The following is a 24,241-nucleotide window of genomic DNA, read 5'->3' as shown; positions in this document are numbered from 1 at the left end:
AATTAAGCATATGTCAAATCCATTATTAGTGCCATTTAAAACTGTTTTTGAAACAGCTCCTTTTGAAGAAATTCAATTGGCTCATTATTTACCTGCTGTAAAAACAGCTATAGAAACAGCGAAGGAAGAGGTTGCGGCTATTGTGGACAATAAGGCGCCTGCTAATTTTATAAATACGATTGAAGCATTAGAAAGAAGTGGTCATTTATTGGGGACTATTACCAGTATATTTTTCAATTTAAACTCCGCTGAAACTTCTTCAGAAATGCAGGCCTTAGCGCAGGAAATATCTCCTTTAGTCACTGCTTTTTCAACGGAATTATTATTAAATGAAAAACTATTTGAACGCATAGAAGAGGTCAGTAAGCAAGATAATTCAAGCTTGAATAGTGAAGCTGCATACTTATTGGATAAAACCGTAAAAAGTTTTGTTAGAAATGGGGCGAAATTGAAAGGAGCGGACAAGGAAAGATTAAAAGAGATTAACAACAAACTATCTGCTTTGAGTCTCACATTTAGTGAGCACGTATTAAAAGACACGAATGACTTCGAAATGTGGATTGAGGAGGAGGCAGACTTAGCTGGACTACCTGAAGGTGCTATTGAAGCAGCAAAAGCGAGTGCCAAGGAAAAGGGGAAATCGAATGCCTATTTATTCACGATTGATTATCCGAGTTATATACCATTTATGAAGTACGCAGAAAATAGAAATCTGCGAAAAAAAATGTATGAAGCTTTTGGTCGTCGTGGTTTTTTAGATAATGAGAATAACAATACGGAAATAATAAAAGAGATTAGCAGTTTAAGATTAGAAAGAGCTAATTTATTAGGATATAAAACACATGCTGCCTTTGTATTGGAAGAACGTATGGCGAAAAGTCCAAAAGTTGTCTATGAATTATGGGATGAGTTATTATTGTATGCGTTGCCAAAAGCAAAGGAAGAGTTAGCAGAGGTTGAAAATTTGGCGAAAACAGAAGATTTATTGGAGAAAATGGAACGTTGGGATTTCTCCTACTATTCTGAAAAATTGCAAATGCAAAAATTTGCAATTAATGATGAGATTTTAAAGCCATATTTTAAATTAGAAAATGTAATTGACGGGGCTTTTTTAACTGCGAATAAGTTATTCGGTCTCACCTTTAAGCCAAGAACAGATATTCAAAAATACCATGAAGATGTCATGACCTATGAGGTGTTTGATGGAAATGGGAAATTTTTAGCGGTATTTTATGCCGACTTTTTCCCAAGAGCTTCTAAAAGAGGTGGTGCTTGGATGACTTCATTTAAGGGACAAAATAAATATGACGGTAAGAATGAAAGACCGCATGTAGCTATTGTTTGTAATTTTACGAAACCAACAGACACGAAACCATCTCTACTAACCTTTAATGAAGTGACTACTTTGTTCCATGAGTTTGGTCATGCTTTACACGGAATGATGGCAAATGGCTATTACGAGAGTTTGAGTGGGACCAATGTATTTTGGGATTTTGTAGAATTGCCATCTCAATTGATGGAAAACTGGTGTTATGAAAAAGAATGTTTGGATTTATTTGCAAAACATTATGAAACAGGGGAAAGTATTCCAGAGGAATTGATTCAAAAAATAAAAGACTCCATGAATTTTTTAAGTGCCTACCAAACCGTGCGACAAGTAGGTTTGGGACAACTAGATATGGCTTGGCATGATGTAACAACAATACCGTCGGATTCAGTATTGGAAGTAGAAAAGATTGCAGGTGAAAAAACCAAATTATTTGATGGTGAGACGGATACTTTAACCTCTACCGCCTTTTCACATATTTTTGCTGGTGGATATTCTGCAGGATATTATAGTTATAAATGGGCAGAAGTTTTAGAAGCTGATGCATTTGAATACTTTAAAGAAAATGGAATTTTCAATCGGGAAGTCGCAAATCGATATAAAGAAAATATATTGATGCGAGGAGGAAGTGCTCATCCAATGGAAATTTACAAAGCATTTAGGGGGAAATCTCCTGATTCTAAAGCCTTGTTAAGAAAAAGTGGTTTAGTGGAAACTGTCCATTAAAAAACATTTGTCTTCCATTGAAATATGGTCCTTTCTTCAGGAAAGCTATGTTTTAATATGGCAAATTAATTGAAAACTTCAAATCCCTTATTATATTTGCATAAAACCCAGAAACCCCAATTATGCGATTAGGACAGTTAGCCCGAAGATTAGAAAGAAAACCTCAAGAATTGGTTGATTTCCTAATTAAGGAGCATGAAATTGCTATAGAAACAGACTTAAATACGAAAATTGAGGGGGTAGCCCTCGAATTAGTAATGGAAGCTTTTAAAGTGGAATTACCACCTGTAGATTTACCAGAAGCTGTTGAAGTTCCTGTGCCAATAGAAGAAGAAATAACGGTTGAATTAGTAGAAGTTCCAGAAGCGATTGAACCGGTAGAAACTGTCGTGGAATCGGTAGAGTTACCAGAAATTGAAATTGAAATCGTTGAAATGCCAGAAGCAGAAATAGCATTATCGGATGAGGAGATTGAAAATGTTGCGGCTGCAGCGGTTGTAGCAGAAATAGATGCGGAAGAACCAACGGAGACAGTAACTGAACATGTGGTAGAAAAGATTGCTAGAGTAGGGGAAGACGGCGAAGAATTACCAGAATTGATTGTGGAAGATGGGGTGATTAAAGCGCCTAAACTTGAGTTAGATGGTTTTAAAGTAGTTGGTAAAATTGAATTACCTACCATAAAAAGAAGTGTTGAATTTTTGGTAACCAATGGTGATGTAACGGAAGATGTGACAGAAACTATTTATGAAACAAGAAGTCATGAAGCCGCAGTCAGAAAGAAAAAGGCGGTAGCGCAACATAAAAATCGTAAAGTAAAACAAGTCACAAAACGCAACAGCAGAACATTAACAGAAGCGGACAGAAAGGCACATGCGGATAGAAGAGCGATTCGTAAAAAGGAGGAAGCGGAAGTTTTGTTGCAAGAAAAAAAGAAGCAACATTATTTTGAAAATGTTCAAAAAAAGACGTTAAAATCTTCAAGGCAAAAAAAGACTAAAGAAATTGCAAAAGCGGTAAAAAAACAAAGTCCTGTAAAAAAAGCACCAGCACCAACAACATTATGGGGTAAGTTTAAGAAGTGGTTAAACGATTAATTTGATGCATAAAATACCTGTACATTAGTAAATATAGCTAGTGTGATTTTTTTCCGTATTCGTCCAATTTACAAATCGATTATTAAGAATGATGGATTGGTTGAAAGCATGACTGGAAAAGAAGCAAGCAGACCTAAAAAAAGGGCTTAAATCATAGACTTAAAACTAAATTGACACCACAATTCTCATGTGGGGTCAATCTACTTTGCTTGAAGTTACAATTTTGTCATTAATTTTTCAAAAATTGCTATCATATTTTTAATGTCTTCTTTATGTACTTTTTCATCAGGAGAATGTACATGGTCTTCAGGAGCTCCAATAAAACACCAATCAAAAGGAAGGTAAGATTCTTGTAGAGCTGTGCCATCACTGCCACCGGCACTTTCTACTTCTAGTTGAAAAGGAATACCACTTTCTTTGGCAATACCAATAATTTGATCTAAATATACTTTTCTTGGAATTCCTTTATCTCGCATAGAAATAGCGACACCATTTCCGTGCGTCACTCCTGGTGTCACCCATGTAATATCTGCTATCAAAGCTTGATTAATATCATAATTATCATATAAATATTTTCCAAGGAATCCTACAGAACCACCACCTGTTTCTTCATAAGTGGAAAAAGCAATGGCACCATTTTCTAAGGTTTTTGCGACTTCTAAAGCTGTCCATACGCCTAAACGATTGTCCATATATGGGGACTGTATAAATTCATCATTTTCTCTAAAGTTAGGTTTAAAAGAAAGCACCGTACCACGGTCAATAGTTCTTTCAAAAACGGCTTTATAATTTACAGAACCATTTTCATTTTCTATGATCATCAATTCTGTTTCAATGATACCATGGGAGTCACGACCAACCAATTCCATGCCATCAATGGCTCTAGGACCACCAATTTTAATCAATTCATTATCGTATCCTATATTGTATCCAATGGTATCGATATGGGCAAAAATAGCAGTTGTAGGTTTCTCGCCAAAGACCAAAAGTAAGGTGTCTTGGAAACCTTTACCATGGATAATTTTAGGTTGTACTTTCCAAGTGTTTTGCTCTTTTTTAATGTGGTTGAGTATAAAATCTTTGATACGACTTTCGTCACCACTTGCGCCTTGAACGGCTACTAGTTTTTCTAAAAATGTTGTATTCATTTCAATCCTTATTTTTTAAAGTCACGTTGTGTAAAAGAGTGACCTCATTTATTATCTTTTGTGCAAACGATTTTCGAATGCTAAAATTTAGTTTTCCTTGTGTACCAATAAAACCTTGTTCAAATTGATTTACTTGGTATTTGCTTAAAAGGTTCATGATGTTTCCCATTTGATCATAATCAAATACAACTTCCATGGGGGAAGTATCATAAATAGTTTTTATTTTCGCTTTTTCCAAAGCGTCTTTTGCTGCTGTTTTGTAGGCATTCATTAAACCACCTACTCCTAAATTAGTCCCCCCATAATATCGTACAACAGCGATTAGAATATTGGAGACATCAAAAGAAATTATTTGTCCAAAAATAGGCTTACCAGCAGAGTTGTTGGGTTCCCCATCATCCGAAAATCGATCGGTAAATGGTTCATTGAATCCAAAACGCCAAGCAAAACAAACATGACAAGCATTGGGGTTTTCCTTTCTATACTGGTCTATTTGTTTTTTTGCATGGGTCTCGTCCTCACAGTTTAAAGCATACGCTAAAAACTTAGATCCTTTTTCCTTGTAAAATCCTTCTGTAACACCAATAACGGTATTACATGAATCATTTTTTTTCATGCGCTTGCAAAGATAAATAACTGCACTTAAATAAAATCTATTTTTTTATTTAAGTATCAACAATTCGACCAAGACATATAATTGATAGTGGAATGCATTTATATAGACGATTGATTTACCATATAATAAAAGCGTCCAGAAATTTATATCTGAACGCTTTACTGTGTATTATGAATTCATGGTAACCACTCTTTGCGGATGTGGCGCTTCAAATCCAGCTTCACTCAAGGCTAAGAGGATATGTTCTCTCGTACCCCAATATACTTCCCAGTAATTAGCCACTTTAGCATATGGTAAAGCGATTAATTCAATGGTAGATTCGGTTAGGTTGTTTACTTTTACTAAAGCAGGATGTTCATTCATTACAAATTGATCATCAGCCATTGCTTTTTCAATAATGGTTTTTGCTTTTTTTAGGTCAGCGTTATATCTTATATTGAAAAACATATCTACTCTTAATTCTCCTTTTTTAGTAATGTTAGTAATCTTTCCATCTGTAATTGTGCCATTTGGAATGATTTCCGTTTTGTTTTGAAAAGTTTCTAAGATGGTAACAAAGACCGAGATTTCTTTAACGGTTCCTAAAGTACCATCTATTTCTACTAAATCACCAATTTTAAATGGTCTGAATATTAAAATCATTACGCCAGATGCTAAATGTCCCAAAGAGCCATTAAATGCCGCACCTATTGCAATACCAATGCCGGCAACTAACGCTGCGAATGATGCAGTTGGTACACCAATTATTCCTGCTATAGAAATAAACAAAAGAAATTTTAAACCAAAAGCAATAATGGTTAGTAGAAAAGGTTTTAATGATTCGTCAATATGTCTTACATCAAAAGCTTTTCCAATAGCCTTCATTACTAATCTAATTAACCACAATCCGATTATCAGTGCGGCTATTCCTCCCATTAGTTTTAGTCCCCAGTCTCCAATTCCGGACATAATTGAGTTAAGAAATGTACTAATAGAACCAGTTACAGGTTCTACAATCAATAAGTTGTTCATATATTGTTTTTTATAATTTATGATTAATTAACAAAAAGCGTTCCGAAATTGCAAATAATTAACAACTAATGGTTTAAGTGTTATTTTTGTGTCTTGTAAACAGGGGAGGGGGGAGCAGATGGCTGATTTAATAATAAAGTAATATTTGAATAGAAAAACAGGAAGAATCATAAGATTTGGATAACCTTTTAATGATGATTTGTAAAACAGGATTAGCAGGTGTCGGTTGTATTTTTGTAAAAACAATAATATGGCTGTCATAGGATCTCTCATCAAAAGCACATCTAAATATGCCGCTAAAGTGGTAGAAAAACCAGTGGTTAAAGGGCATGAATATCAAGAAAAACAATTAAAAAAATTATTGGTAAAAGCCAAAAAAACAAATTTTGGAAAAGATTTTAATTTTAATCAAATATTAAAATCAGATGATATAATAAAGGCATTTCAAGCGGAAGTACCAGTTTTTGATTATAATTTGATGTTTCAACAATATTGGCATAAAACCTTAAGTGGTGTGGAGAATGTTTCCTGGCCAGGTAAGATAAAAAACTTTGCATTGACCTCCGGCACAACTGGTTCTGCGAGTAAAAAAATTCCAGTATCTGATAAGATGATTTCATCTATAAAAAAAGCGGGAATTAAGCAGTTTTTAAGTTTTTCCAAAATAGATGTCCCCGCCGAATTTTATGCTTGTGATATTTTATTTTTAGGTGGAAGTACAGCTTTAACGACAATAAATTCACATGTAGAAGGAGATTTGAGTGGAATTATGACTGGTAAAGTGCCACAATGGCTAGCTCCTTTTTCTAAACCAAACAGAAGGGTACGCGCTTTACGTAACTGGGAAGAAAAAATTGAAGCTATTGTAGCAGAAGCACCAAGTTGGAACATTGGTATTGTGTGTGGTGTACCAGCGTGGATACAAATGATGATAGAAAGAATTGTGGACCATTATGGCTTGAATTCTATTTTTGATGTCTGGCCAAATTTAAAAATATATGTGCATGGCGGTGTTAATTTTGAGCCATATATGTTAAAGTTTAATGAAATATTTAAACAACAAGTCATCTATTTGGACTCTTATTTAACTTCGGAAGGATTTTTTGCCTATCAGCCACTCAATTCAGATGGATTAGAATTGATTGTGAATAATGGTGTATTCTTCGAATTTATTCCATTTAACATTGAAAACTTTGACGAAGAAGGAGAATTAAGGTCCTATAAAAATGCGGTTTCTTTAAAAGATGCGGTAGCAGGGATTGATTATGGAATTGTGGTTTCGACAAATGCTGGTACTTGGCGTTATTTATTAGGCGATACGATTAAATTTACAGACAAGGAGCGGAATAAAATTAAAATTACGGGTAGAACCAAACATTTTTTAAGTCTGTGTGGTGAGCATCTTTCTGTAGATAATATGACAGAAGCATTGACTAAGGTTTGTATTGAATTTAATATAGATGTAAGAGAATTTGTTGTGATTGGTGGAGATGTGGAAGGAGGGTTTAAGCATGAATGGTTTTTCTCTTCAGATAAATTAGTAGACTTGGCCGCTATGAAACTAAGACTAGACGCTGCTTTAAAAACGTTTAATGCTGATTATGCACTGGAGCGACAGTATGCATTAAAAGACATTGAATTGAATATGATTCCAACCACTTACTTTTATGAATTTATGAAAATTAAAGGTAAGTATGGCGCGCAACATAAATTCCCTAGGGTAATGAAAGGCCAATACGCGGAAGATTGGAAATGCTTTTTATTGGATAAATTGGAAGTAAAAACATTCGCATAATCTTTAAAATGTATAAAGCTGACGAAGTGTCATTCTTTCTATTACTGGCGCGATTTTCGGGTAAGAAACGCCATGAGCAAGAAAAAAAATGAAAATGTTTCCTTTCAATGGGCGGTAAAGGAATTTATTATCCCAAGAAAAGGCATATTATCTTTTGGTTTATTATTAATTGTATTGAGAAGTTTGTCGGGGTTAGTTTTACCTTATGCCAGTAAAACATTATTAGATGATATCATTCCCAATAAGGATTTTGATGGCTTAACGGTATTGCTTGTTTTGGTTTGTTCAGCGATACTAATACAGGCAGTTACCTCTTTTTCTTTGACCAGACTTTTAAGTGTAGAAGCGCAAAACCTAATTGCACAATTGCGTGTAAAAGTGCAGAAAAAATTACTGACTTTACCCATACGGTTTTTCGATAATCAAAAATCAGGAGCATTAGTTTCTCGTGTAATGACAGATGTGGAAGGGGTTCGTAATTTAGTCGGAACAGGCTTAGTACAGTTAATTGGAGGAAGTATTACTGCAATTGTTGCCTTATACTTCTTGATTAATATTAATGCCATGATGACATTGTTTGTCTTACTACCGGTATTAATTTTTGCAGTCATTGCCTTAAAAGCATTTGGATTTATTCGACCAATATTTAGAGACCGAGGTAAGATTAACGCGGAGGTTACAGGACGTTTAACGGAAACAATGAATGGTATTCGGGTAATTAAGGGGTTTAATGCAGAAGCGCAAGAAAATGAAATTTTTGAGAAAGGTACCGATAGATTGTTTCAAAATGTAAAGAAAAGTTTGACAGCAACGGCTTTAATGACTAGTTCTTCGACCTTTTTATTAGGATTAGCTTCTGCTGGTATAATGGGTATTGGTGGCTATTATATGATTTACGGTTCTATGACAGCGGGTGATTTTGTATCCTTTACCATGTTTTTAGGATTTATGATTGCACCAATAGTTCAAATGAGTAATATAGGAAGTCAATTAACAGAAGCTATGGCAGGTTTGGATAGAACAGAGGAGTTAATGAAAATGACGGAAGAAGATGATCCATTGGTTAGAACAGAATTTATTAAAGATTTTGAAGGAAATGTATCTTTTGAGGAAGTTTCCTTTAGTTATGAAGCAGGAAAGGAAGTGTTACATAATATTAATTTTACAGCTCCAGCAGGTTCAGTAACAGCATTAGTTGGTTCATCAGGCTCTGGAAAATCGACCATTGCAAGTTTAGCAGCTACTTTTTTAACGCCAGATTCAGGAAAAGTTATTTTAGATGGTCAAGATTTGAGTAAAGTAAATTTAAGCAGTTATCGCCAGCACTTAGGGGTTGTTTTACAGGATGATTTTTTATACGAAGGAACTATTAAAGAAAACATATTATTTGCAAATCCAACTGCGAGTGAAGCAGAGTTATTACAAGCTGTAGAAGGAGCTTATGTGAGTGAGTTTACCAATAGGTTCGAAGAAGGATTAGAAACATTAATTGGAGAACGTGGTGTCAAATTATCGGGAGGACAAAAACAAAGAATATCTATTGCAAGGGCATTATTGGCCAACCCTAAGATTATTATTTTAGATGAAGCAACTTCCAATCTAGATACAGAAAGTGAAGCATTTATTCAACAAAGTTTGGTAGAATTAATGAAGAACAGAACCACATTTGTAATTGCGCACAGGTTGACTACTATTCAAAAAGCAGATCAGATATTGGTAATTGAGCAGGGTAAAATTGTAGAACAAGGTAAACATGAGGAATTAATGGCTAAACAAGGAAGATACCATAAATTGTATACCGTTCAGGGTAGGATTTAAGGTAGAATTCAGTTTATCGATTCTATTGTTTTAGTGTATAATTTGCTTGTTATAATTTAGCTTTCACTAATTGAATAAACAAATCTAATTGTTTGTTTTCGGGATAAAAAATGGATTTAAAATAGTTTAAATCTAGTAATATTTTTCCGAGTTCTGCCTTTGCATCTGTTTTGTCAGTTCTATTGGAGATGTTATTGATTGTGGCCGTAAAGTTAGTTAAGGTGCTCGTTTGATCAATATAGTCTTCCAATCTTTTTATTTCATTTTTTGAATCGAGGATGACGTTGTTGTAAAAAGCACCTTCATCCTCTTTATAATCTTGAATCATTTCCCATTGCATAATAGTCACCTTGTTTTCGTCTTGCAAGTCAATATGCGTAATAGGAGAGGAAGGCATTTGGGTATAATAGCTCATTAATTCTTTAATGGCATATCTCGTTTTTTCCATTTCAGCTGCCCAGGATTCTTTTTCTTCCAATGCTTTATTGAACTGCTCTAATCTTTTCTTAAAAGTTTCGTAGCCAGCTGCAATTTCGCTCATGTCAGTTTTCGGATTATCTTTAGTACAAGAGTTAAGGTGGTTTTTATAGCCGTTACTATACATTCTAAAACGGCGAATATCGTTAAGGTAAACACTATTTCTAAACGCAACAGCTAACTTTTGTTCAAAAGCACTTAAATCTTTATTTAATTTTTCCAGTTTTACTTTACATTGTGCAATACAAGGCGCCTCTTTTTCGCCAATATTTAAGCTGCTTAATGGATCTGAAAAAGCTTGAAATGTAAATAGAAAGATGAAAATACTGAAGTAACTGAATTTTAGCATAACTTGTAATTGAATTACAAATTACAATAATAGTTACACAAAAGCAAATAGAAGATAGCAGGGAGGATTTACAAAAAGTTTATTTTAGCAAAAATATTTGCGCAACGTATAGCGTAAATGGGTAGCAAAAATATTTAAACTTAAGGGGAAGGCGGATAGCTGTGATTTCTTTGTAATTCTATTTGCTTTTCAGGGGTTATTATTGAGAATAAGGCAATAATGATTACTATATTTTTAAATATATATTGTCCTAAAATCGTTAAACCAAAAGGGGCATGACTAAAAACAAGTTCCGGAAAAATTATCATGGGTGTAAAGGTGAATACCATGTGTACGATAGCAGTGATTACAAAAAATCTTTTCCTAGAAGAAAAAATAAGGCCTAAGCCAATAATGGTTTCTAAAAAGGCTAAAATAAGTAAACTAACCGACTCGTTTAATATACCAAAAGTAAGCGTGCTAACTGTTTTTGAAGCAACTTCTTCGGCAGGACTAGCACCTTGGATAAATTTTAATAATCCAAATACTAGATACAAAATACCGATTGAAATACATAAGAATTTTCTTTGCTTCATATTTTATTGTTCTTTTAAAAGAACAAGCTTGGGTGCTTAGAATTAACGACAAAGCAGAACACCCAAGTCTTGTTCAATTAACCTATTTATAATTATTTTTCATTTAAATGTGCTTGATAAAACTCCCAAACTTGATGGGCAACATCTCTTCCTAATTTTAAACCAGCAATATTATCGGATTGAATGTGGTATCCTCCCATCACACGTGACTGTCCAGCCATTTCTGACGCTTCCGTAAATGTTGGGAATTTTAAAGTAATCGTGTCACCATGATCCGCAACATTTGATTCTGTTAAAGCACCTGCTACAAGTGTCGCAGAATCTCCGAAATATTCATTCCCAGTAAACAATAATAATGCTTCAGCACAGCCGCCACTTATGGTAGAGTGACCTGACACATAAGAAGGAAAAGAAGGACATAGGAAAGACTCTGGTGAATAAGGCATCCATTGGTCGCCATTCACTGTATGAAATCCTTTTCCATCTCCAGCCCAACATTTAATCTTTTTATCTTTATAAAAACTATGCACTAAAGCATAAGGTCTTGCATAGTCATAATATATTTTTGAATCCCAGCAGGCAATGAAACCGTCCATGGCAGTTGTTTGTACTAAAAAATACATTTTAACATCTTCATCTAGGGTATGTTTATCTCTTTCGGATATGAATTGAGAGAATTTTAGCCAGTGACCGGCTTGTTGAACAGACAATGGACCATCTCTCATGAATTCCACCAATGCTTTATCATAATCAGACATATCTTCTTGCATGGATACTACTTCTGCTAACTCTACTTTAAGTTGTTCTGAGTCCATAGTTGGAGGTGGACCTGGACGGAATTGAGCGGCACTATCTAAAGCAATAGGCTCTACATTCTGCCAATACGGAGTTAAACATCCTGGATCATATTTTTTACCTGCTTTATTTTTAAAGTATTTAGGTTGCCATCTTTTTAAGTCCACCATAATATCTACCGAATTTTTTGGGTTGTATTGGGTGTAATCGAAATAAGGCATTCCTTTTGATCCAGGCGCAGTAGCATATTGATTCGCACCATCATGACTTCTTCTTTCAATAATGGTTTTTGCCACTAAATTACCAATTCCTGCAGCTGTGGTTGGTTCTAAACTTCTGTTCTCTGGATCATAACCTAAATCCTTCATTAAATTTTTAAAATATACACTATCGGAATAATAATATTCATTTAAAGTACGCAGTGCAGCATAGCTAATTGCTTCTTCTTTATTTTTTACAGTTTGTTCTGCTATACTCCTTTTTTCAATACCTGTTGCATACACTGGGATGGCATTTTTGTCATAAAAAGTCCAAGCATCAAAAATGGCCGTAAATATGAGCCCTAAATAACGAGAAGTAATCGTTGGACGAGGTTCAAAACGGTCCGTATCCATTGCTGTGCCATACAATGCAGCGTCTGCCCATATATGGGCCACATTTTCGTTACCTTTTTTTTGTGTTGTAGATACTTCGGAAGTATTTACTTCTGTAGTAGAAGTACTGTCATTTGAACAGCTTGTCCAAAGAAAAATGTTTAATGTCAAATAAAAAAATAATTTATTACCCATGAATTGTCTCGCTTATTTATTAATATTGAATCCGAATGTATATTAAATATTTGCCTTTTTTAACAAAAATTGATGAACCCTTGTTTTGAATTGATAAAATATTAATCTTAGCGGATGAAAAAAATAAGTTATGAAATGTCTAGTAGTGGATGATGATGCAGCAATTTGTGATTTAATTCAGCATTTTTGTAAAAAGGAAGCTTTAATCTCCAGTTGTACAAAAGTAATGGATGGAAAACAAGCAATACATGCCATTAAAACAGAAGATTATGATTTAATAATCCTCGATTATCACTTGCCAGATTTAACAGGAGCAAATTTATTAGACTTATTTCCCACTCAAATACCAGTAATCATGATTAGCTCTGAATTAGACTTTGGTATTGCTTCTTATAATTACGAGCAAGTGGTAGATTTTTTATTGAAACCTTTAAACTACAAGCGATTTTCAATAGCAATTGAGAAAGTACATGCTAGCAAAAATACTATTATACCAATACAAGAAAGTAAGCAAGAGAGGTTAGTAGTGAAAGATGGAAATGAATCCATTATAGTAAAAATAGAGGATATAAAATACGTAAAGTCAGAAGGAAATTATGTTGTTTTTTACTTAAAAGATAAAAAAGTAATGACCCTTCAAAGTCTCAAGTTATTAGCTACAACTTTACCGAGTAATTTTATAAGAGTTCAAAAATCATTCATAGTCAATTTAAACTTTGTAGAAAGATTTACAGGAGATGAGGTGATTATAGCTCCAACAGCTATACCAGTGGGAGCAGCATATAAAAATCAATTTCAAACGGCACTTGAAAAATGGATTAAATAGCCGCTTGGTATTGCTTTAACTCAATCAAATATTGCTGCAATAAAATAGTAAGTTGTGTATCGTCTACTTTTTCATTTGCCATTTTAATACTTATTTCATCTATAAACTGGATAACATTTTCTAAACCAAACCTTCTTAAATTGGTAACTAAACGGTGTTGAATATCTTTGAATTTTTTGATATCTTGATTTTTTAATGCAAGACTTAAATTTTTTATATCTTTTTCCCAAGAGGGCACAATTAAACGCATGGCTTTTTTAATCAGTGCAGGATCGTGGTCATAATCCTCTTCAATACCTCCAAAACGTATTGGGTTATATTCTATACCTATATGATGGGTAAACATTAAGGTTTGTAAGCTGTTTTTATCTATTGGTTTGAGTAGAGACTTGATTCCTTTTTCTTTAGAAATATAGGCTGTACCAGATATAACAATGATTAATCCATCTGGTTTACACCTTTCTTTTAGATTCAATAAATACTGCTCGACAGAAATTTTGGTGTTGGAAAAGTGCAGGTCGGTAATGATAAAATCAAACGTTTCCGTTATACTTTCTAATTCATTTGGAGAATTAAGTATTTCTGTCTTTGCACTTTGAAAAATATGTGCGTAGTAATTTTGAATTTCCAAATCATCTTCTATTATTAAAATGGAATTCATTTGGTCTATTTTGGGAACAGGTAGGTTATTCAATAATTGTCTGTCTAATTTAAGGTCGAAAGAAAATTTGGATCCAACGTTAATTTTTGAATCAATTTTTAATGTACTGCCATGCAATTCAATGATATCTTTTATAATAACAAGACCTAAGCCCGAACCAGTAGAATAATCGGAACTAAAATTTCTGTCTAAAATCTTTTTAAGGGTGTTAGGGGCAATGCCGCTTCCGTTATCTATGACTTCAAAACGAACACTATTATGATTTATCGCTTTTACTTGTAAAGTTACTTTTCCTGCAGGATTGGTAAATTTAATGGCATTGGTGAGCAAGTTATATAATATTTGGTACAGTCTTTTATAGTCGTAGGCATAAATATATTGCTTTAATTCTTCAGGGTAAAGCAGTTGTAGGTCAATTTTTTTATAATCGGCTAAATATTGAATGGAATTAATTAATTCTTGACAAAATACATGGAGGTTATTCCAAGTTGGAGATAGGGTAATTTCTTTATTTTTTAATTTATTATAATCCAATACATCCATCACCATATAGTTCAACTGTTGCGTGCTAAACTGAATGGAGTTTAGATATGGAATTTGTTCGTCTAGTTTGTCATTTTGATTTAGTATTTCTATGGAGCCTAAAATAGCTTGCAAAGGGTTTTTTATTTCATGACTCATGTTGGCAATAAAGTCCGACTTGTCTTGATTTGCTTTTTCTGCATTATTCTTTGCCAATAGCATTAATTGATGACTTTCCGTAATTTTGGAGGACATTTTCTCAAAACTTCTCGCTAAATCCCCAATTTCATCTTTTCTGTCGACATGTAACACGGTTGGTTTTAAGTTTTCGGAAAAAGTAGTGAGTTCTTGTGTTATTATCCCGAGCTCTTTATTTTGATTTCGCATCAATAAAAAACCAATTGCGAGAAAGAAAATTGCAATGATACTGGAGTATAAAATTATTTTATTTTTCCATTCATAAAAGGAAGCATAAACGTCATCTTTATTCGCACTTACGTCGCAATATAAAGCGTAATTAATCCGTTGAAAATTAAGTTGACTAAATTGGTTGACCGTATTTTTGGCGATTATTGGTTTACTCCAATCATTTGAATTGAATTGAATACTTGGAAATTCCGTTTGAAAATAAGAAGGTTTACCATATTCGAAAGCAAATTCTTTTTGATAATCTGGATGGATGAAGTAATCTCCATTTCCGTTAAATATTCTCAATTCATAGTGCTTAGGGACGGTGTGTTTTAGTTCTTCAAAAAGCTGTGTTAAATTAATATTTACAAGTAAGATAAATTGTTCGTTTTTATTTCCTTCAATTTTTTTTCCAATTCGAGTGGTAGGTGTGATTGGGGTAGAAATTTTACCGAATTCTCTATTTAAATCAATTTTAGAAAAATAGATAGAATCGAGGGGTAATTTTAATATTTCTTGAAAATAATCCCTGCTATTTTTAAATTGGAGTAGTGCTTTTGGCGTTTTCCGGATTTCTTTATTTTTTTTCTCGACACGGATCAATTCTTCTCCTTTATTCTGTGTGCTTAACAACCGTATTTGAAAATAGTTCGGTTTATTTTTTAACATGGCATAAAACGCATCCTCAACCGAAGCTAAGTTGGCGTCGTTTGGCGTGTAGATATATTCTTTCAGGGAAGGATTGTCTCCAATTTGATGAACATCATTTACAATAGCTTTAAAATACCCTTCAAATTTTAGCTTGATAATTTCATTATTATGGAGCAGTCTTTTTTCTGTGAGATTATGAATTTCTCGACTACTGTTAAAAATGATGAGTGCACCAATTAGACCTAATGAAATTACAAAAAGTATAAAATAGACCAGTGCGTTACGCGTAGCTAAAGAAAAAATACGGGAATTTTTCATATGGCGTCATCAATAATGAATAATTCAAAGATAATCAAATTGTTGAATCAGCCATTTGCTTGTTCTAACTCTTCAATTATTTTCCATTTTACTTGCGTGTTTAAGCGGTCTTTAGCTTCTGCATAAGAAATTTCATAGCTGCGTTTAATTTCGCGGAACCTGACAGGGAATTGGCTTAATAAATTAGCATAATAAACATCTAATTCTGCTTTCGTTGGTAGTTCAAATTTTAAGTTGATTTGAAATCTTCTTCTTATGGCAGCATCTAAGATTTTAAGGTGATTCGTGGCAGCAATTAAGATGGCATCTGTAGGGTAGTAGTCTATTAATTGAATTAAATTATTGACCAAGCGCTTCATTTCACCGGCATCCGTATCTTCTAAGTCTCTCGCTTTTCCAATATAATCGAATTCATCTAAAAAGAGTACCGCCTTTTCATTGGCTGCTTTTTCAAAAAGGACTTGGATATTTTGTGCAGTCTCACCAAGTTTGGATGAAATTAAGTTACTTAAATTAACAATTACAATTTTTTTACCTAAGGCTTTTGCAATGGCCTTGGCGGTAGTTGTTTTTCCACACCCGGTATGCCCATGTAATAATAGTTTATGGTTAATATTCAAATTGTATTGGCTTAACTCCTTAATGTACTTGTACTCTTTGAGTAGCTTCGTAAGTATTTGTTTATTGTCCATGTTTAATTGAATTTCTTCAATTTCTATGGCATTTTTATCTCTTATGGTAAGGTCGTAAACTGTTTTCATATTCGCATTAATGGCATTTTACAAATATAATTAGCAAAATGCTTTGTTCTTTCAAAAAAGGACGGTAAAAACATCATAATTGGTCCTTGTTTTATTTTATATGAAATTCAGACATTTTTTTGACTTTTCGTTTTATTCTTTTAATTTTGTAGAAGGATGATTTCTCTCCAGCATAATTTGAGGAAAGGATGTGCTCTCTCCGTGACGAGGCGAATATTAATCTTTAAATTATAAAAAATGACAAACACAACTGAAAAAATGACCTCGACACAGATAATAGAGTTAGAGAATAAATATGGCGCACATAATTATCATCCATTACCTGTTGTTTTAGCAAAAGGAGAAGGAGTTTATGTATGGGATGTAGAAGGGAAAAAGTATTTTGATTTTCTTTCTGCTTATTCTGCCGTAAATCAAGGACATTGTCATCCAAAGATTGTTGCAGCCATGACTGAGCAAGCAAAAACTTTGACATTGACTTCAAGGGCTTTTTACAATGATTGTTTGGGAGAATATGAAAAATATGTAACTGAGTTTTTTGGTTTCGATAAAGTATTGCCAATGAATACTGGTGCAGAAGCAGTTGAAACGGCTATCAAGTTGTGTAGAAAATACGCTTACGAGAAGAATGGAATTGATGAAAATAAAGCGAAAATTATTGTTTGCGAAAACAATTTTCACGGACGTACAACTACCATTATATCATTTTCTAATGACGAAGATGCAAGAAAAAACTTTGGACCATATACACCAGGTTTTATTAAAATACCGTACAACGATATTGCTGCTTTAGAGACAGCATTGAAAGAAGAAAATGTTGCTGGATTTTTAGTTGAACCAATTCAAGGAGAAGCAGGTGTATTTGTTCCTGATGCGGGATATTTAGCGAATGCAAAGGCAGCTTGTGAAAAAGCCAATGTTTTGTTCATTGCGGATGAAGTTCAAACAGGTGTTGCAAGAACAGGACAATTATTAGCAGTTGATCACGAGAATGTAAAACCAGACATCTTAATTTTAGGTAAAGCTTTATCCGGGGGTGCTTATCCAGTTTCAGCTGTATTGGCAAATGATGCTATTATGATGGTGATTAAACCAGGTCAACACGGTTCTACATTTGGTGGAAACCCTGTGGCAGCTAAGGTAGCGATAGCAGCTTTAAAAGTGATTAAAGAGGAACGTTTGGCTGAAAATGCGGAGCAATTAGGTCAGTTGTTCAGAAGTGAAATGAATAAGTTGGTGGATAAATATGCTATTGTAAATTTAGTGCGTGGTAAAGGTTTATTAAATGCTGTTGTTATTAATGACACGGAAGACAGTAAAACGGCTTGGAACATATGTATGGCATTGAAAGAAAATGGTTTGTTGGCAAAACCAACGCACGGTAATATTATTCGTTTTGCGCCACCATTGGTAATGAATGAAGCAGAATTGATGGCTTGCGTAGCAATAATTGATAAAACTTTGGCTGACTTTTAAGTAAAACAAATAAAAAATGAAATAGACAGTTGTAATTTCATTTTACAATTGATATATTTAGACATCTAAAACGAATCAAAATGAAAAAAATATTTATAATCAGCACGGTAGGCTTATTTCTTTTTACTGCTTGTAATAAAAACTACACTTGTGAATGCTTGGATGAAGATGGAGAAGAGGTGATCAGTAGCCAAGAGTATCCAGAAACAAGTAGAGAGAATGCGAAAGTATTTCAAGAGCAATGTGAAGAGAAAGAATGTACTTGGGTTAGTAATTGATTTTTTTATTATTCTAATATATTTAAAAGCCCCGACATTTATCGTTGGGGCTTTTTTTGTGCATCAAAGTGGAGGAGACTAAAATTTATTCAATTTTCAATGTGTGCAATTGAATAAATTTTACTGGGAAATTGGTATTCTTGTATTTGTTTTTCTTAAGTATTGAAAAGCTGAATGTTAGTGTTTATCGTTGCTTTAGGCCAATGGCTAATTAATAAAAAGTTATAGAAAAAAATTAATGGAAAAATAATGTGGGAATAAATTTGTCAACTAGCAAGTAATTAATATATTGCCGTAACTTAAAACTAAAAGAAATGAAAAAAGTAATTTTAATTGCCGCAGTAAGTATGTTAGCATTGGCTTCATGTAAAAAAGATTATACATGTGAGTGTACTATCGATAGTGAAGTTTACACGTATGAATTGAAAGATGTTAAGAAAAGTGATGCAAAAGATGCTTGTGATGCAGTTGGTGCTTCATGGATTCTTGCAGGTGGTTCTTGTGATTTCAATTAAGAAACTTATTTAATTATTAAAAGGGTTTACAGCAATGTAAACCCTTTTTTAATTTTCTCTTTTCTCAAAAGTCTCTTCTTCCTTAAGTTTAAATCTTCGGATAACAAGGTATACTAAGAGTGCTATGGTTAAAGCAGCAAACAGCACATAGAGCACAATAATAGCAATTGGAAATATGGGGCTCATTATTTAAATTTTACTGCAGTGCCGTAAACTAAAATTTCTGCAGCGCCTTGCATGACCATAGATGTATTCATTCTCATAGAAACTATGGCATCTGCTCCCATTTTTTCCGCATCTTTTTGAATTCTTTCTAGTGCTTGTTCTCTAGACTGGGCCTGTAGCTTGGTATATTCTTCAATTTCTCCACCGACAATATTTTTTAAGCCAGCCATAAAGTCACGTCCAATATTTCGAGCCCTTACACTACTTCCTCTAGCAATACCTAAAATACTTTCAATTTCTTTCCCAGGAACGGTTTCTGTTGTTGTTATAATCATATTTATTTTGTTATGTATTCATCAATAAATTCTCGCACACAGGCCTTGCCACCATCTTTTTCAAGAATAATATCGGCAATAGCTTTCACAGATTTAACCGCATCTTTAGGGCAGGCAGATAAGCCTACAGCTTCCATAATCTTTATGTCATTGATGTCGTCACCCACAAAAGCGACTTGTTCAAGGGTTAAATTCAATTCCGTTAACCATTGGTTGAGTATCGTTAGTTTGTCTTCTTTCCCAACATATAAATTTTGTATGCCTAATAATTTAGCACGGTCTTCCACTACTTTAATTTTGTAACCATGTGAAATAATTCCAAATTGAAAACCAGTTTTAACTAGGTTTTTAATGGCCATACCATCTTTGGTATTGTATTTTTTCATTTGGTCACCGTTTTCAGTAAAGTACATTCCGCCATCTGTCATTGTTCCGTCTACATCTAAAATAATCATTTTAATATCTGTAGAAAGTACCTTGTTCAAATTTTTAAGAGGTCTGGTGATGAGCAGGTCAATAGAAATATCTAGGTAATTCGCTATTTTCACTAATTCAACAGGAGTTGGTTCTAGTATTTTATTTTTAGGAATTAAAATGACGTTTTCAAATTGAGCAACACTCAAGTCTTTTCTATCTAATAGGTAAACTAAATTATTGTAATAAACACTCATTGGTTATAAGTTATAAAGTATCTTGTTAAGGTGAGTCTAAGTTAAGGATATTTTTATGCTAAATAAATAGGAGAGGTAATCTTTGAATAAAATGTTTTAAAAAAACAATTTACTTTGCCACTCTTTTACGCAATTCAAAATTTTCACCCAAATACACTTTTCTCACCATTTCATCTTTTGATAAATCTTCCGCAGTTCCCTGTCTTAGTATACTTCCTTCAAAAAGTAAATAGGTTCTGTCTGTAATTGCCAAGGTCTCCTGTACATTATGGTCGGTGATTAAAACGCCAATATTTCTATTTTTTAATTTGGAAACAATGTTTTGAATGTCTTCCACAGCAATGGGATCTACACCGGCAAAAGGTTCGTCTAATAAAATGAATTTAGGATCGGTAGCCAAAGCCCTTGCAATTTCAGTTCTTCTTCTTTCTCCACCCGACAAACTCTGACCTAAATTAGTTCTTACATGGTTCAAGTTAAATTCAGATATTAACTCTTCTAACTTAGCTTCTCTTGCAGCTTTGTCTAACTTAGTCAATTCAAGTACTGCAAGAATATTGTCTTCAATGGACAACTTTCTAAACACAGAATTTTCTTGAGGCAGGTAGCCAATTCCCATTTGTGCCCTTTTGTACATTGGAAAATTGGTAATGTCAATGTTATTATAGATTACACGACCTGAGTTTGGCCGAACCAAGCCGACAATCATATAGAATGAAGTAGTTTTTCCTGCGCCATTCGGACCGAGTAGCCCAACAATTTCTCCTTGATTTACTTCAATAGAAACTCCTTTAACTACGGCTCTTCCTTTGTATGATTTTTTTATGTCTTCTGTTAATAATTTCATCATGGCTTAAAAGTCTCCTGTAAAAACAAATTTCACACCAAATTTAGTAATATCTTGATGATTGAGGTAGGTTAAACGCCATATTGCATCAATTCGTATAAATTTTAATACATTTTCTACGCCTACACTAACTTCAGCATAAGGTTTTGAAAAACTCAATGTGTTAGAAAAACTAGGGAACAACATTTCTGATTCATGCTTGTTGGATAAAGTTCCAATCACCATTTTGCCACCGTAAACCAACCTTAATTTGGCTTTTCTTACCAAAGGAATTCTATCCATTATAAATCCTTGTAAGCGGTGTTCTACATTTAAACCTATCCACGTGTCACTAATGAACTCATAATACCTCAAAAGGTTCATGGAGCTTTGTTGTAGATAAAAGGATTGATTCCCTTCGTGTACATTCAGAAAAGGATAGGGGAGTGTTCCGAATATTTTACCCGCGTATAAGGTATAACCTAGTCTACCGAACACACCGAGTTTGGGTCTGTGGTCGACAATGAAATCTAATCGATTAAAATTGTACTGGCTACCTAAAATACTTTTTATTCCAAGCGTGTGTGTCAAACTAATAATAGGGTATTTTGAACCCAATGAAATGCGATCAAAACTCCCAGAAATAAATTTCTCGTCTTTGGTGTACATGATTTGATTTCTAATTTCGAAGGATGTAATGGTATTAATTCTTAAGGTGTCAAGACCAGAAACCCTTTGGTAGTCGGATGCTTGTAATGCGGTAAATTTTTTCCATTGAACGGCTGAGAAAGTCCGCATGTCAAAAGCATAATCCTTATCAAACCCGACAGAAAATTGATCGACCATGGTGAGCTTGTCAATGTCACCGACAGATAGTAAGGTTGAAAAAGCGTTACCAATATCGCCCAAGGTTGGGGAAAGACTTAATTGTTCTATTTTCTTTTTGTAAGCAAACCTTAAAATCTCTCGATTGGGGTGTTTAAACTTCCAACGATAAGAGCCTCCATATTTAAATTGCTTGTCTAAATCCCCATAAATCCCATAAGCAGAAATTTCGTGGTTACGACTGAATTTGTTTGATGTTCTTGCGGAAAGAAAAATACGATTGCCTTCCACGGTATTATTTTGATATAGGGAATAAATACTCCCTAGTTCAATAGGACCCATTTGCCAAAAACCGGTATAGCCTAAGTAAGATATTTTTTTATAAAGTTTAAAAGTAGGGTTCTGTTCTAAGCTATCCACCATTTCAATAATACCTTCTTCTACCGTATCTAATGGTTGATGTCGAATAGCTGCCCATTGTTCATTGCTATAAAATTTGGAAGAATCATTGAGTACCACATCCGCTACATAAAAACTAAGTGGCCGCACGGGGTTGACTTTAATGTTTTTTCTACTGGTGTTTTTATATACTTTCAAGTCCATTAAGTAAGCTTTCTTAACATCATTCAATACTTTAAAATGAATTTCTAGGTCTTCATTCTCGACAAACCAAGCTTGCTTTTCAACTTCGGTATAATGTTGTGTTATTTTAAGGAAGGAAACATAGTTGATGTTAATCGCATCTGGCAGAGTTGCGCTTACTTTAACAATTGCATAACTGGCATCACTGACCCAAAATTCTCCATTAAAAGTCGCATCACCTTTTCGTTTTTGATTGAATTTCATGTAAAAACAAGGTTCCCCATTCACGGTGTCACGTCCCATCAAAGTATAGTCGTAAAACCCGCGACTACCCAAGGCAATTGGACTCATAAAGTCCATGTTGAAAATGTCAATAAAATTATCGTATATATTAAATTTTTGAAAGAGTTCACCGGTATATTTATCTAAGCTGATGATGCTAAATCCTGTGACCCTTGAGGCAATCATTTCCTCTTTTTTTAAGGCGGGGGTTTTATGGTAATAATAGTTAGAAACGGATTCTGTAAACATAAAGGGTAAAGTTTTTTTACCATTCATGGTATCCATATAGTCGACAATAAAGTCGAAGTTTTTAATCAGTGCCCTGTCTTCAAATTTTTCATTAATGTTTGATAAATTGAATTGAATCGTATTGTATGCTTCATATTCATAGGCATCCAAAGCGTCAGGATTATTCAATTTTGCATTTTCATGTATTCGTTTTAGAATTTCAAATGCAGGGTTTGTTTTGCTTGCAATAACCTCCACCTCATTTAAGGTGGTATTCGGACTTAATTTAATGAGTATGGTATCTGTTTCATTTTTAGAAAAAGTGATTTTTCGTGGCTCATAGCCTATGCTAGAAACCTGTAAAACATCTGTCCCATATAAAATTTTAAGATGAAATTCACCGTTTACGTTGGCAATGGCTGAAGTTTCACTTTTTTCAAGATATAATTTAGCAAAAGGGATAGGTTCGTTCCAAATAGAATCCAAAACTATACCCGTTAAGTATTGGCCATAGGATAAGGAAGTAGAAATAACGATAAGACATGTAAGCAATATTTTCATTGCTATTGCTTTAGTTCTGCTGCACGTCTCTTCTTTTCAATTCTCTTGGCTATAAATATTCCAAATTCATATAGAAACATGATTGGGATGGTGACAATAATTTGCGTAAATACATCTGGCGGAGTAATGATTGCTGCCAATAATAAAACCACTACTATGGAGTGTTTTCTGTATTTCTTTAAAAAGTCAGAAGTGATAATACCTATCTTAGAAAAGATAAGTATAAAAACAGGTAATAGAAAAATAACCCCTGTTAATATAATGGTAGAAATGATGGTAGAAATAAAATCACTGATTATTAAGTCATTCTTTGCATTTTCAGTCAATAAAAAATTACCTAAAAAATTAACGGTCAAAGGGGCAATTACATAATAACCAAAAAGGACACCAATAAAAAATAAAATACTGATGAAGAATGTGATACCGCGAAATGATTTTCTTTCATTTTTTTTAAGGCCTGGTTTAACAAATCCCCAAATTTGGTAAAATACAAAAGGAAAGGCACCTATAAAGCCACCTACCAAAGCCATTTTAATTGAGGTACCAAACTGTCCAGCCAATGCCGTGTTTTGAAAATTAATTTTTACATCTTCAAAACATATTCCAAACCACTCGCAAGCCAGTTTAAAGGTAGGGAATTCACCACTTTTTAATTTGATAAATAAAGTGTCAATAATCTCTTGCCGAAAAATAAATACAACAATAGCAACTAAAAGTACCGCAATAACAGCCTTAACTAATCGCCAACGTAATTCTTCTAAGTGTCCTAAAAAGGACATGTTTTCTTCTTCTTCTTCCATTATTGGGTTGCAAAATTACGAAATAAAA

22 protein-coding genes are annotated in these 24,241 nt (G+C 33.7%); 8 read left to right on the top strand and 14 right to left on the bottom strand.

The features are described 5' to 3' along the window. Positions 1 to 10 precede the first annotated feature (10 nt). Positions 11 to 2,053, top strand: a complete 2,043-nt coding sequence (locus tag DNU06_RS14135; protein ID WP_111064149.1) for a M3 family metallopeptidase — start codon at positions 11 to 13, stop codon at positions 2,051 to 2,053. 122 nt (positions 2,054 to 2,175) lie between these two features. Further along, positions 2,176 to 3,150: a hypothetical protein gene (locus DNU06_RS14130; RefSeq protein WP_111064148.1), complete on the top strand. Its 975-nt coding sequence runs from the start codon at positions 2,176 to 2,178 to the stop codon at positions 3,148 to 3,150. 215 nt (positions 3,151 to 3,365) lie between these two features. On the opposite strand, the gene DNU06_RS14125 is transcribed toward DNU06_RS14130, so the two are convergent. The 3 genes from DNU06_RS14125 to DNU06_RS14115 all read right to left on the bottom strand — a co-directional run bounded on the left by DNU06_RS14125 (position 3,366) and on the right by DNU06_RS14115 (position 5,925). After that, positions 3,366 to 4,298: a M20/M25/M40 family metallo-hydrolase gene (locus DNU06_RS14125; protein ID WP_111064147.1), complete on the bottom strand. Its 933-nt coding sequence runs from the start codon at positions 4,296 to 4,298 to the stop codon at positions 3,366 to 3,368. A gap of 1 nt (position 4,299) precedes the next feature. Further along, positions 4,300 to 4,914 (bottom strand): IMPACT family protein, encoded by a 615-nt coding sequence (locus DNU06_RS14120; RefSeq protein WP_111064146.1) that lies wholly within the window; start codon positions 4,912 to 4,914, stop codon positions 4,300 to 4,302. Between the two features lie 168 nt (positions 4,915 to 5,082). After that, a complete protein-coding gene (locus DNU06_RS14115) occupies positions 5,083 to 5,925 on the bottom strand; it encodes a mechanosensitive ion channel family protein (protein ID WP_111064145.1) in 843 nt (280 codons plus the stop codon). Between the two features lie 250 nt (positions 5,926 to 6,175). Here DNU06_RS14115 and DNU06_RS14110 point away from each other — a divergent pair, with 250 nt between their 5' ends. Both DNU06_RS14110 and DNU06_RS14105 read left to right on the top strand, forming a co-directional pair. Beyond that, positions 6,176 to 7,720 carry a GH3 family domain-containing protein gene (locus DNU06_RS14110; protein ID WP_111064144.1) on the top strand — a complete coding sequence of 515 codons (1,545 nt, stop codon included), beginning with the start codon at positions 6,176 to 6,178 and terminating at the stop codon, positions 7,718 to 7,720. 72 nt (positions 7,721 to 7,792) lie between these two features. Further along, positions 7,793 to 9,538 (top strand): ABC transporter ATP-binding protein, encoded by a 1,746-nt coding sequence (locus DNU06_RS14105; RefSeq protein ID WP_111064143.1) that lies wholly within the window; start codon positions 7,793 to 7,795, stop codon positions 9,536 to 9,538. A gap of 49 nt (positions 9,539 to 9,587) precedes the next feature. On the opposite strand, the gene DNU06_RS14100 is transcribed toward DNU06_RS14105, so the two are convergent. From DNU06_RS14100 to DNU06_RS14090, 3 genes are all read right to left on the bottom strand, one after another. Then, the gene (locus DNU06_RS14100; RefSeq protein ID WP_111064142.1) at positions 9,588 to 10,364 is read right to left on the bottom strand and encodes a hypothetical protein; all 777 of its coding nucleotides are present in this window, start codon (positions 10,362 to 10,364) and stop codon (positions 9,588 to 9,590) included. A 140-nt stretch (positions 10,365 to 10,504) separates the two neighbouring features. Beyond that, positions 10,505 to 10,939: a doxx family protein gene (locus DNU06_RS14095; protein WP_111064141.1), complete on the bottom strand. Its 435-nt coding sequence runs from the start codon at positions 10,937 to 10,939 to the stop codon at positions 10,505 to 10,507. Between the two features lie 92 nt (positions 10,940 to 11,031). Continuing rightward, on the bottom strand, positions 11,032 to 12,522 hold the full coding sequence (locus DNU06_RS14090) for a vanadium-dependent haloperoxidase (protein WP_111064140.1): 1,491 nt from the start codon (positions 12,520 to 12,522) through the stop codon (positions 11,032 to 11,034). 130 nt (positions 12,523 to 12,652) lie between these two features. Between DNU06_RS14090 and DNU06_RS14085 the strand changes: the two genes are divergently transcribed. Continuing rightward, on the top strand, positions 12,653 to 13,348 hold the full coding sequence (locus tag DNU06_RS14085; protein WP_111064139.1) for a LytR/AlgR family response regulator transcription factor: 696 nt from the start codon (positions 12,653 to 12,655) through the stop codon (positions 13,346 to 13,348). On the opposite strand, the gene DNU06_RS14080 is transcribed toward DNU06_RS14085, so the two are convergent. Next, positions 13,341 to 15,908: a sensor histidine kinase gene (locus DNU06_RS14080; protein WP_111064138.1), complete on the bottom strand. Its 2,568-nt coding sequence runs from the start codon at positions 15,906 to 15,908 to the stop codon at positions 13,341 to 13,343. The two genes, DNU06_RS14085 and DNU06_RS14080, sit on opposite strands and share 8 nt — an antisense overlap. A 47-nt stretch (positions 15,909 to 15,955) precedes the next feature. Further along, entirely contained in the window at positions 15,956 to 16,669 is a 714-nt protein-coding gene (locus DNU06_RS14075) for an AAA family ATPase (protein WP_111064137.1), read from the bottom strand. Positions 16,670 to 16,906: 237 nt separating this feature from the next. Between DNU06_RS14075 and rocD the strand changes: the two genes are divergently transcribed. From rocD to DNU06_RS14060, 3 genes are all read left to right on the top strand, one after another. Continuing rightward, complete coding sequence (rocD, locus tag DNU06_RS14070; protein ID WP_111064136.1) at positions 16,907 to 18,145, top strand: ornithine--oxo-acid transaminase; 1,239 nt, start codon at positions 16,907 to 16,909, stop codon at positions 18,143 to 18,145. Positions 18,146 to 18,225: 80 nt separating this feature from the next. Further along, complete coding sequence (locus DNU06_RS14065) at positions 18,226 to 18,423, top strand: hypothetical protein (RefSeq protein ID WP_111064135.1); 198 nt, start codon at positions 18,226 to 18,228, stop codon at positions 18,421 to 18,423. 314 nt (positions 18,424 to 18,737) lie between these two features. Further along, positions 18,738 to 18,938, top strand: a complete 201-nt coding sequence (locus DNU06_RS14060; protein ID WP_111064134.1) for a hypothetical protein — start codon at positions 18,738 to 18,740, stop codon at positions 18,936 to 18,938. Between the two features lie 48 nt (positions 18,939 to 18,986). Here DNU06_RS14060 and DNU06_RS17855 read toward each other — a convergent pair whose 3' ends face one another. From DNU06_RS17855 to tatC, 6 genes are all read right to left on the bottom strand, one after another. After that, the gene (locus DNU06_RS17855) at positions 18,987 to 19,124 is read right to left on the bottom strand and encodes a hypothetical protein (RefSeq protein ID WP_158526903.1); all 138 of its coding nucleotides are present in this window, start codon (positions 19,122 to 19,124) and stop codon (positions 18,987 to 18,989) included. After that, positions 19,124 to 19,438 carry a YbjQ family protein gene (locus DNU06_RS14055; RefSeq protein ID WP_111064133.1) on the bottom strand — a complete coding sequence of 105 codons (315 nt, stop codon included), beginning with the start codon at positions 19,436 to 19,438 and terminating at the stop codon, positions 19,124 to 19,126. Before DNU06_RS14055 ends, DNU06_RS17855 begins: the two co-directional genes overlap by 1 nt. A 2-nt stretch (positions 19,439 to 19,440) precedes the next feature. Next, a complete protein-coding gene (locus tag DNU06_RS14050) occupies positions 19,441 to 20,109 on the bottom strand; it encodes a KdsC family phosphatase (RefSeq protein ID WP_111064132.1) in 669 nt (222 codons plus the stop codon). 109 nt (positions 20,110 to 20,218) lie between these two features. Then, entirely contained in the window at positions 20,219 to 20,956 is a 738-nt protein-coding gene (gene lptB, locus DNU06_RS14045; RefSeq protein WP_111064131.1) for an LPS export ABC transporter ATP-binding protein, read from the bottom strand. Between the two features lie 6 nt (positions 20,957 to 20,962). Beyond that, positions 20,963 to 23,413 carry a DUF5686 and carboxypeptidase-like regulatory domain-containing protein gene (locus tag DNU06_RS14040; protein WP_111064130.1) on the bottom strand — a complete coding sequence of 817 codons (2,451 nt, stop codon included), beginning with the start codon at positions 23,411 to 23,413 and terminating at the stop codon, positions 20,963 to 20,965. 2 nt (positions 23,414 to 23,415) lie between these two features. Further along, a complete protein-coding gene (gene tatC, locus DNU06_RS14035) occupies positions 23,416 to 24,213 on the bottom strand; it encodes a twin-arginine translocase subunit TatC (protein WP_111064129.1) in 798 nt (265 codons plus the stop codon). Positions 24,214 to 24,241: the final 28 nt, after the last annotated feature.

Origin of the sequence: Putridiphycobacter roseus (assembly GCF_003234935.1) — a bacterium.
Classification (GTDB): domain Bacteria; phylum Bacteroidota; class Bacteroidia; order Flavobacteriales_D; family Crocinitomicaceae; genus Putridiphycobacter; species Putridiphycobacter roseus.
Note: the sequence above shows the minus strand (reverse complement) of the source record. Positions and strands in the feature narration are given on the sequence as shown.

Coding starts and splice junctions, on each gene's coding strand:
- DNU06_RS14105 (WP_111064143.1), top strand. CDS start 7,793: ATGAGCAAGAAAAAAAATGAAAATGTTTCCTTTCAATGGGCGGTAAAG.
- DNU06_RS14060 (WP_111064134.1), top strand. CDS start 18,738: ATGAAAAAAGTAATTTTAATTGCCGCAGTAAGTATGTTAGCATTGGCT.
- DNU06_RS14135 (WP_111064149.1), top strand. CDS start 11: ATGTCAAATCCATTATTAGTGCCATTTAAAACTGTTTTTGAAACAGCT.
- DNU06_RS17855 (WP_158526903.1), bottom strand. CDS start 19,124: ATGAGCCCCATATTTCCAATTGCTATTATTGTGCTCTATGTGCTGTTT.
- DNU06_RS14120 (WP_111064146.1), bottom strand. CDS start 4,914: ATGAAAAAAAATGATTCATGTAATACCGTTATTGGTGTTACAGAAGGA.
- DNU06_RS14090 (WP_111064140.1), bottom strand. CDS start 12,522: ATGGGTAATAAATTATTTTTTTATTTGACATTAAACATTTTTCTTTGG.
- DNU06_RS14055 (WP_111064133.1), bottom strand. CDS start 19,438: ATGATTATAACAACAACAGAAACCGTTCCTGGGAAAGAAATTGAAAGT.
- DNU06_RS14110 (WP_111064144.1), top strand. CDS start 6,176: ATGGCTGTCATAGGATCTCTCATCAAAAGCACATCTAAATATGCCGCT.
- DNU06_RS14050 (WP_111064132.1), bottom strand. CDS start 20,109: ATGAGTGTTTATTACAATAATTTAGTTTACCTATTAGATAGAAAAGAC.
- lptB (WP_111064131.1), bottom strand. CDS start 20,956: ATGAAATTATTAACAGAAGACATAAAAAAATCATACAAAGGAAGAGCC.
- DNU06_RS14130 (WP_111064148.1), top strand. CDS start 2,176: ATGCGATTAGGACAGTTAGCCCGAAGATTAGAAAGAAAACCTCAAGAA.
- DNU06_RS14085 (WP_111064139.1), top strand. CDS start 12,653: ATGAAATGTCTAGTAGTGGATGATGATGCAGCAATTTGTGATTTAATT.
- DNU06_RS14100 (WP_111064142.1), bottom strand. CDS start 10,364: ATGCTAAAATTCAGTTACTTCAGTATTTTCATCTTTCTATTTACATTT.
- DNU06_RS14040 (WP_111064130.1), bottom strand. CDS start 23,413: ATGAAAATATTGCTTACATGTCTTATCGTTATTTCTACTTCCTTATCC.
- tatC (WP_111064129.1), bottom strand. CDS start 24,213: ATGGAAGAAGAAGAAGAAAACATGTCCTTTTTAGGACACTTAGAAGAA.
- DNU06_RS14125 (WP_111064147.1), bottom strand. CDS start 4,298: ATGAATACAACATTTTTAGAAAAACTAGTAGCCGTTCAAGGCGCAAGT.
- DNU06_RS14095 (WP_111064141.1), bottom strand. CDS start 10,939: ATGAAGCAAAGAAAATTCTTATGTATTTCAATCGGTATTTTGTATCTA.
- DNU06_RS14115 (WP_111064145.1), bottom strand. CDS start 5,925: ATGAACAACTTATTGATTGTAGAACCTGTAACTGGTTCTATTAGTACA.
- DNU06_RS14080 (WP_111064138.1), bottom strand. CDS start 15,908: ATGAAAAATTCCCGTATTTTTTCTTTAGCTACGCGTAACGCACTGGTC.
- DNU06_RS14065 (WP_111064135.1), top strand. CDS start 18,226: ATGAAAAAAATATTTATAATCAGCACGGTAGGCTTATTTCTTTTTACT.
- DNU06_RS14075 (WP_111064137.1), bottom strand. CDS start 16,669: ATGAAAACAGTTTACGACCTTACCATAAGAGATAAAAATGCCATAGAA.
- rocD (WP_111064136.1), top strand. CDS start 16,907: ATGACAAACACAACTGAAAAAATGACCTCGACACAGATAATAGAGTTA.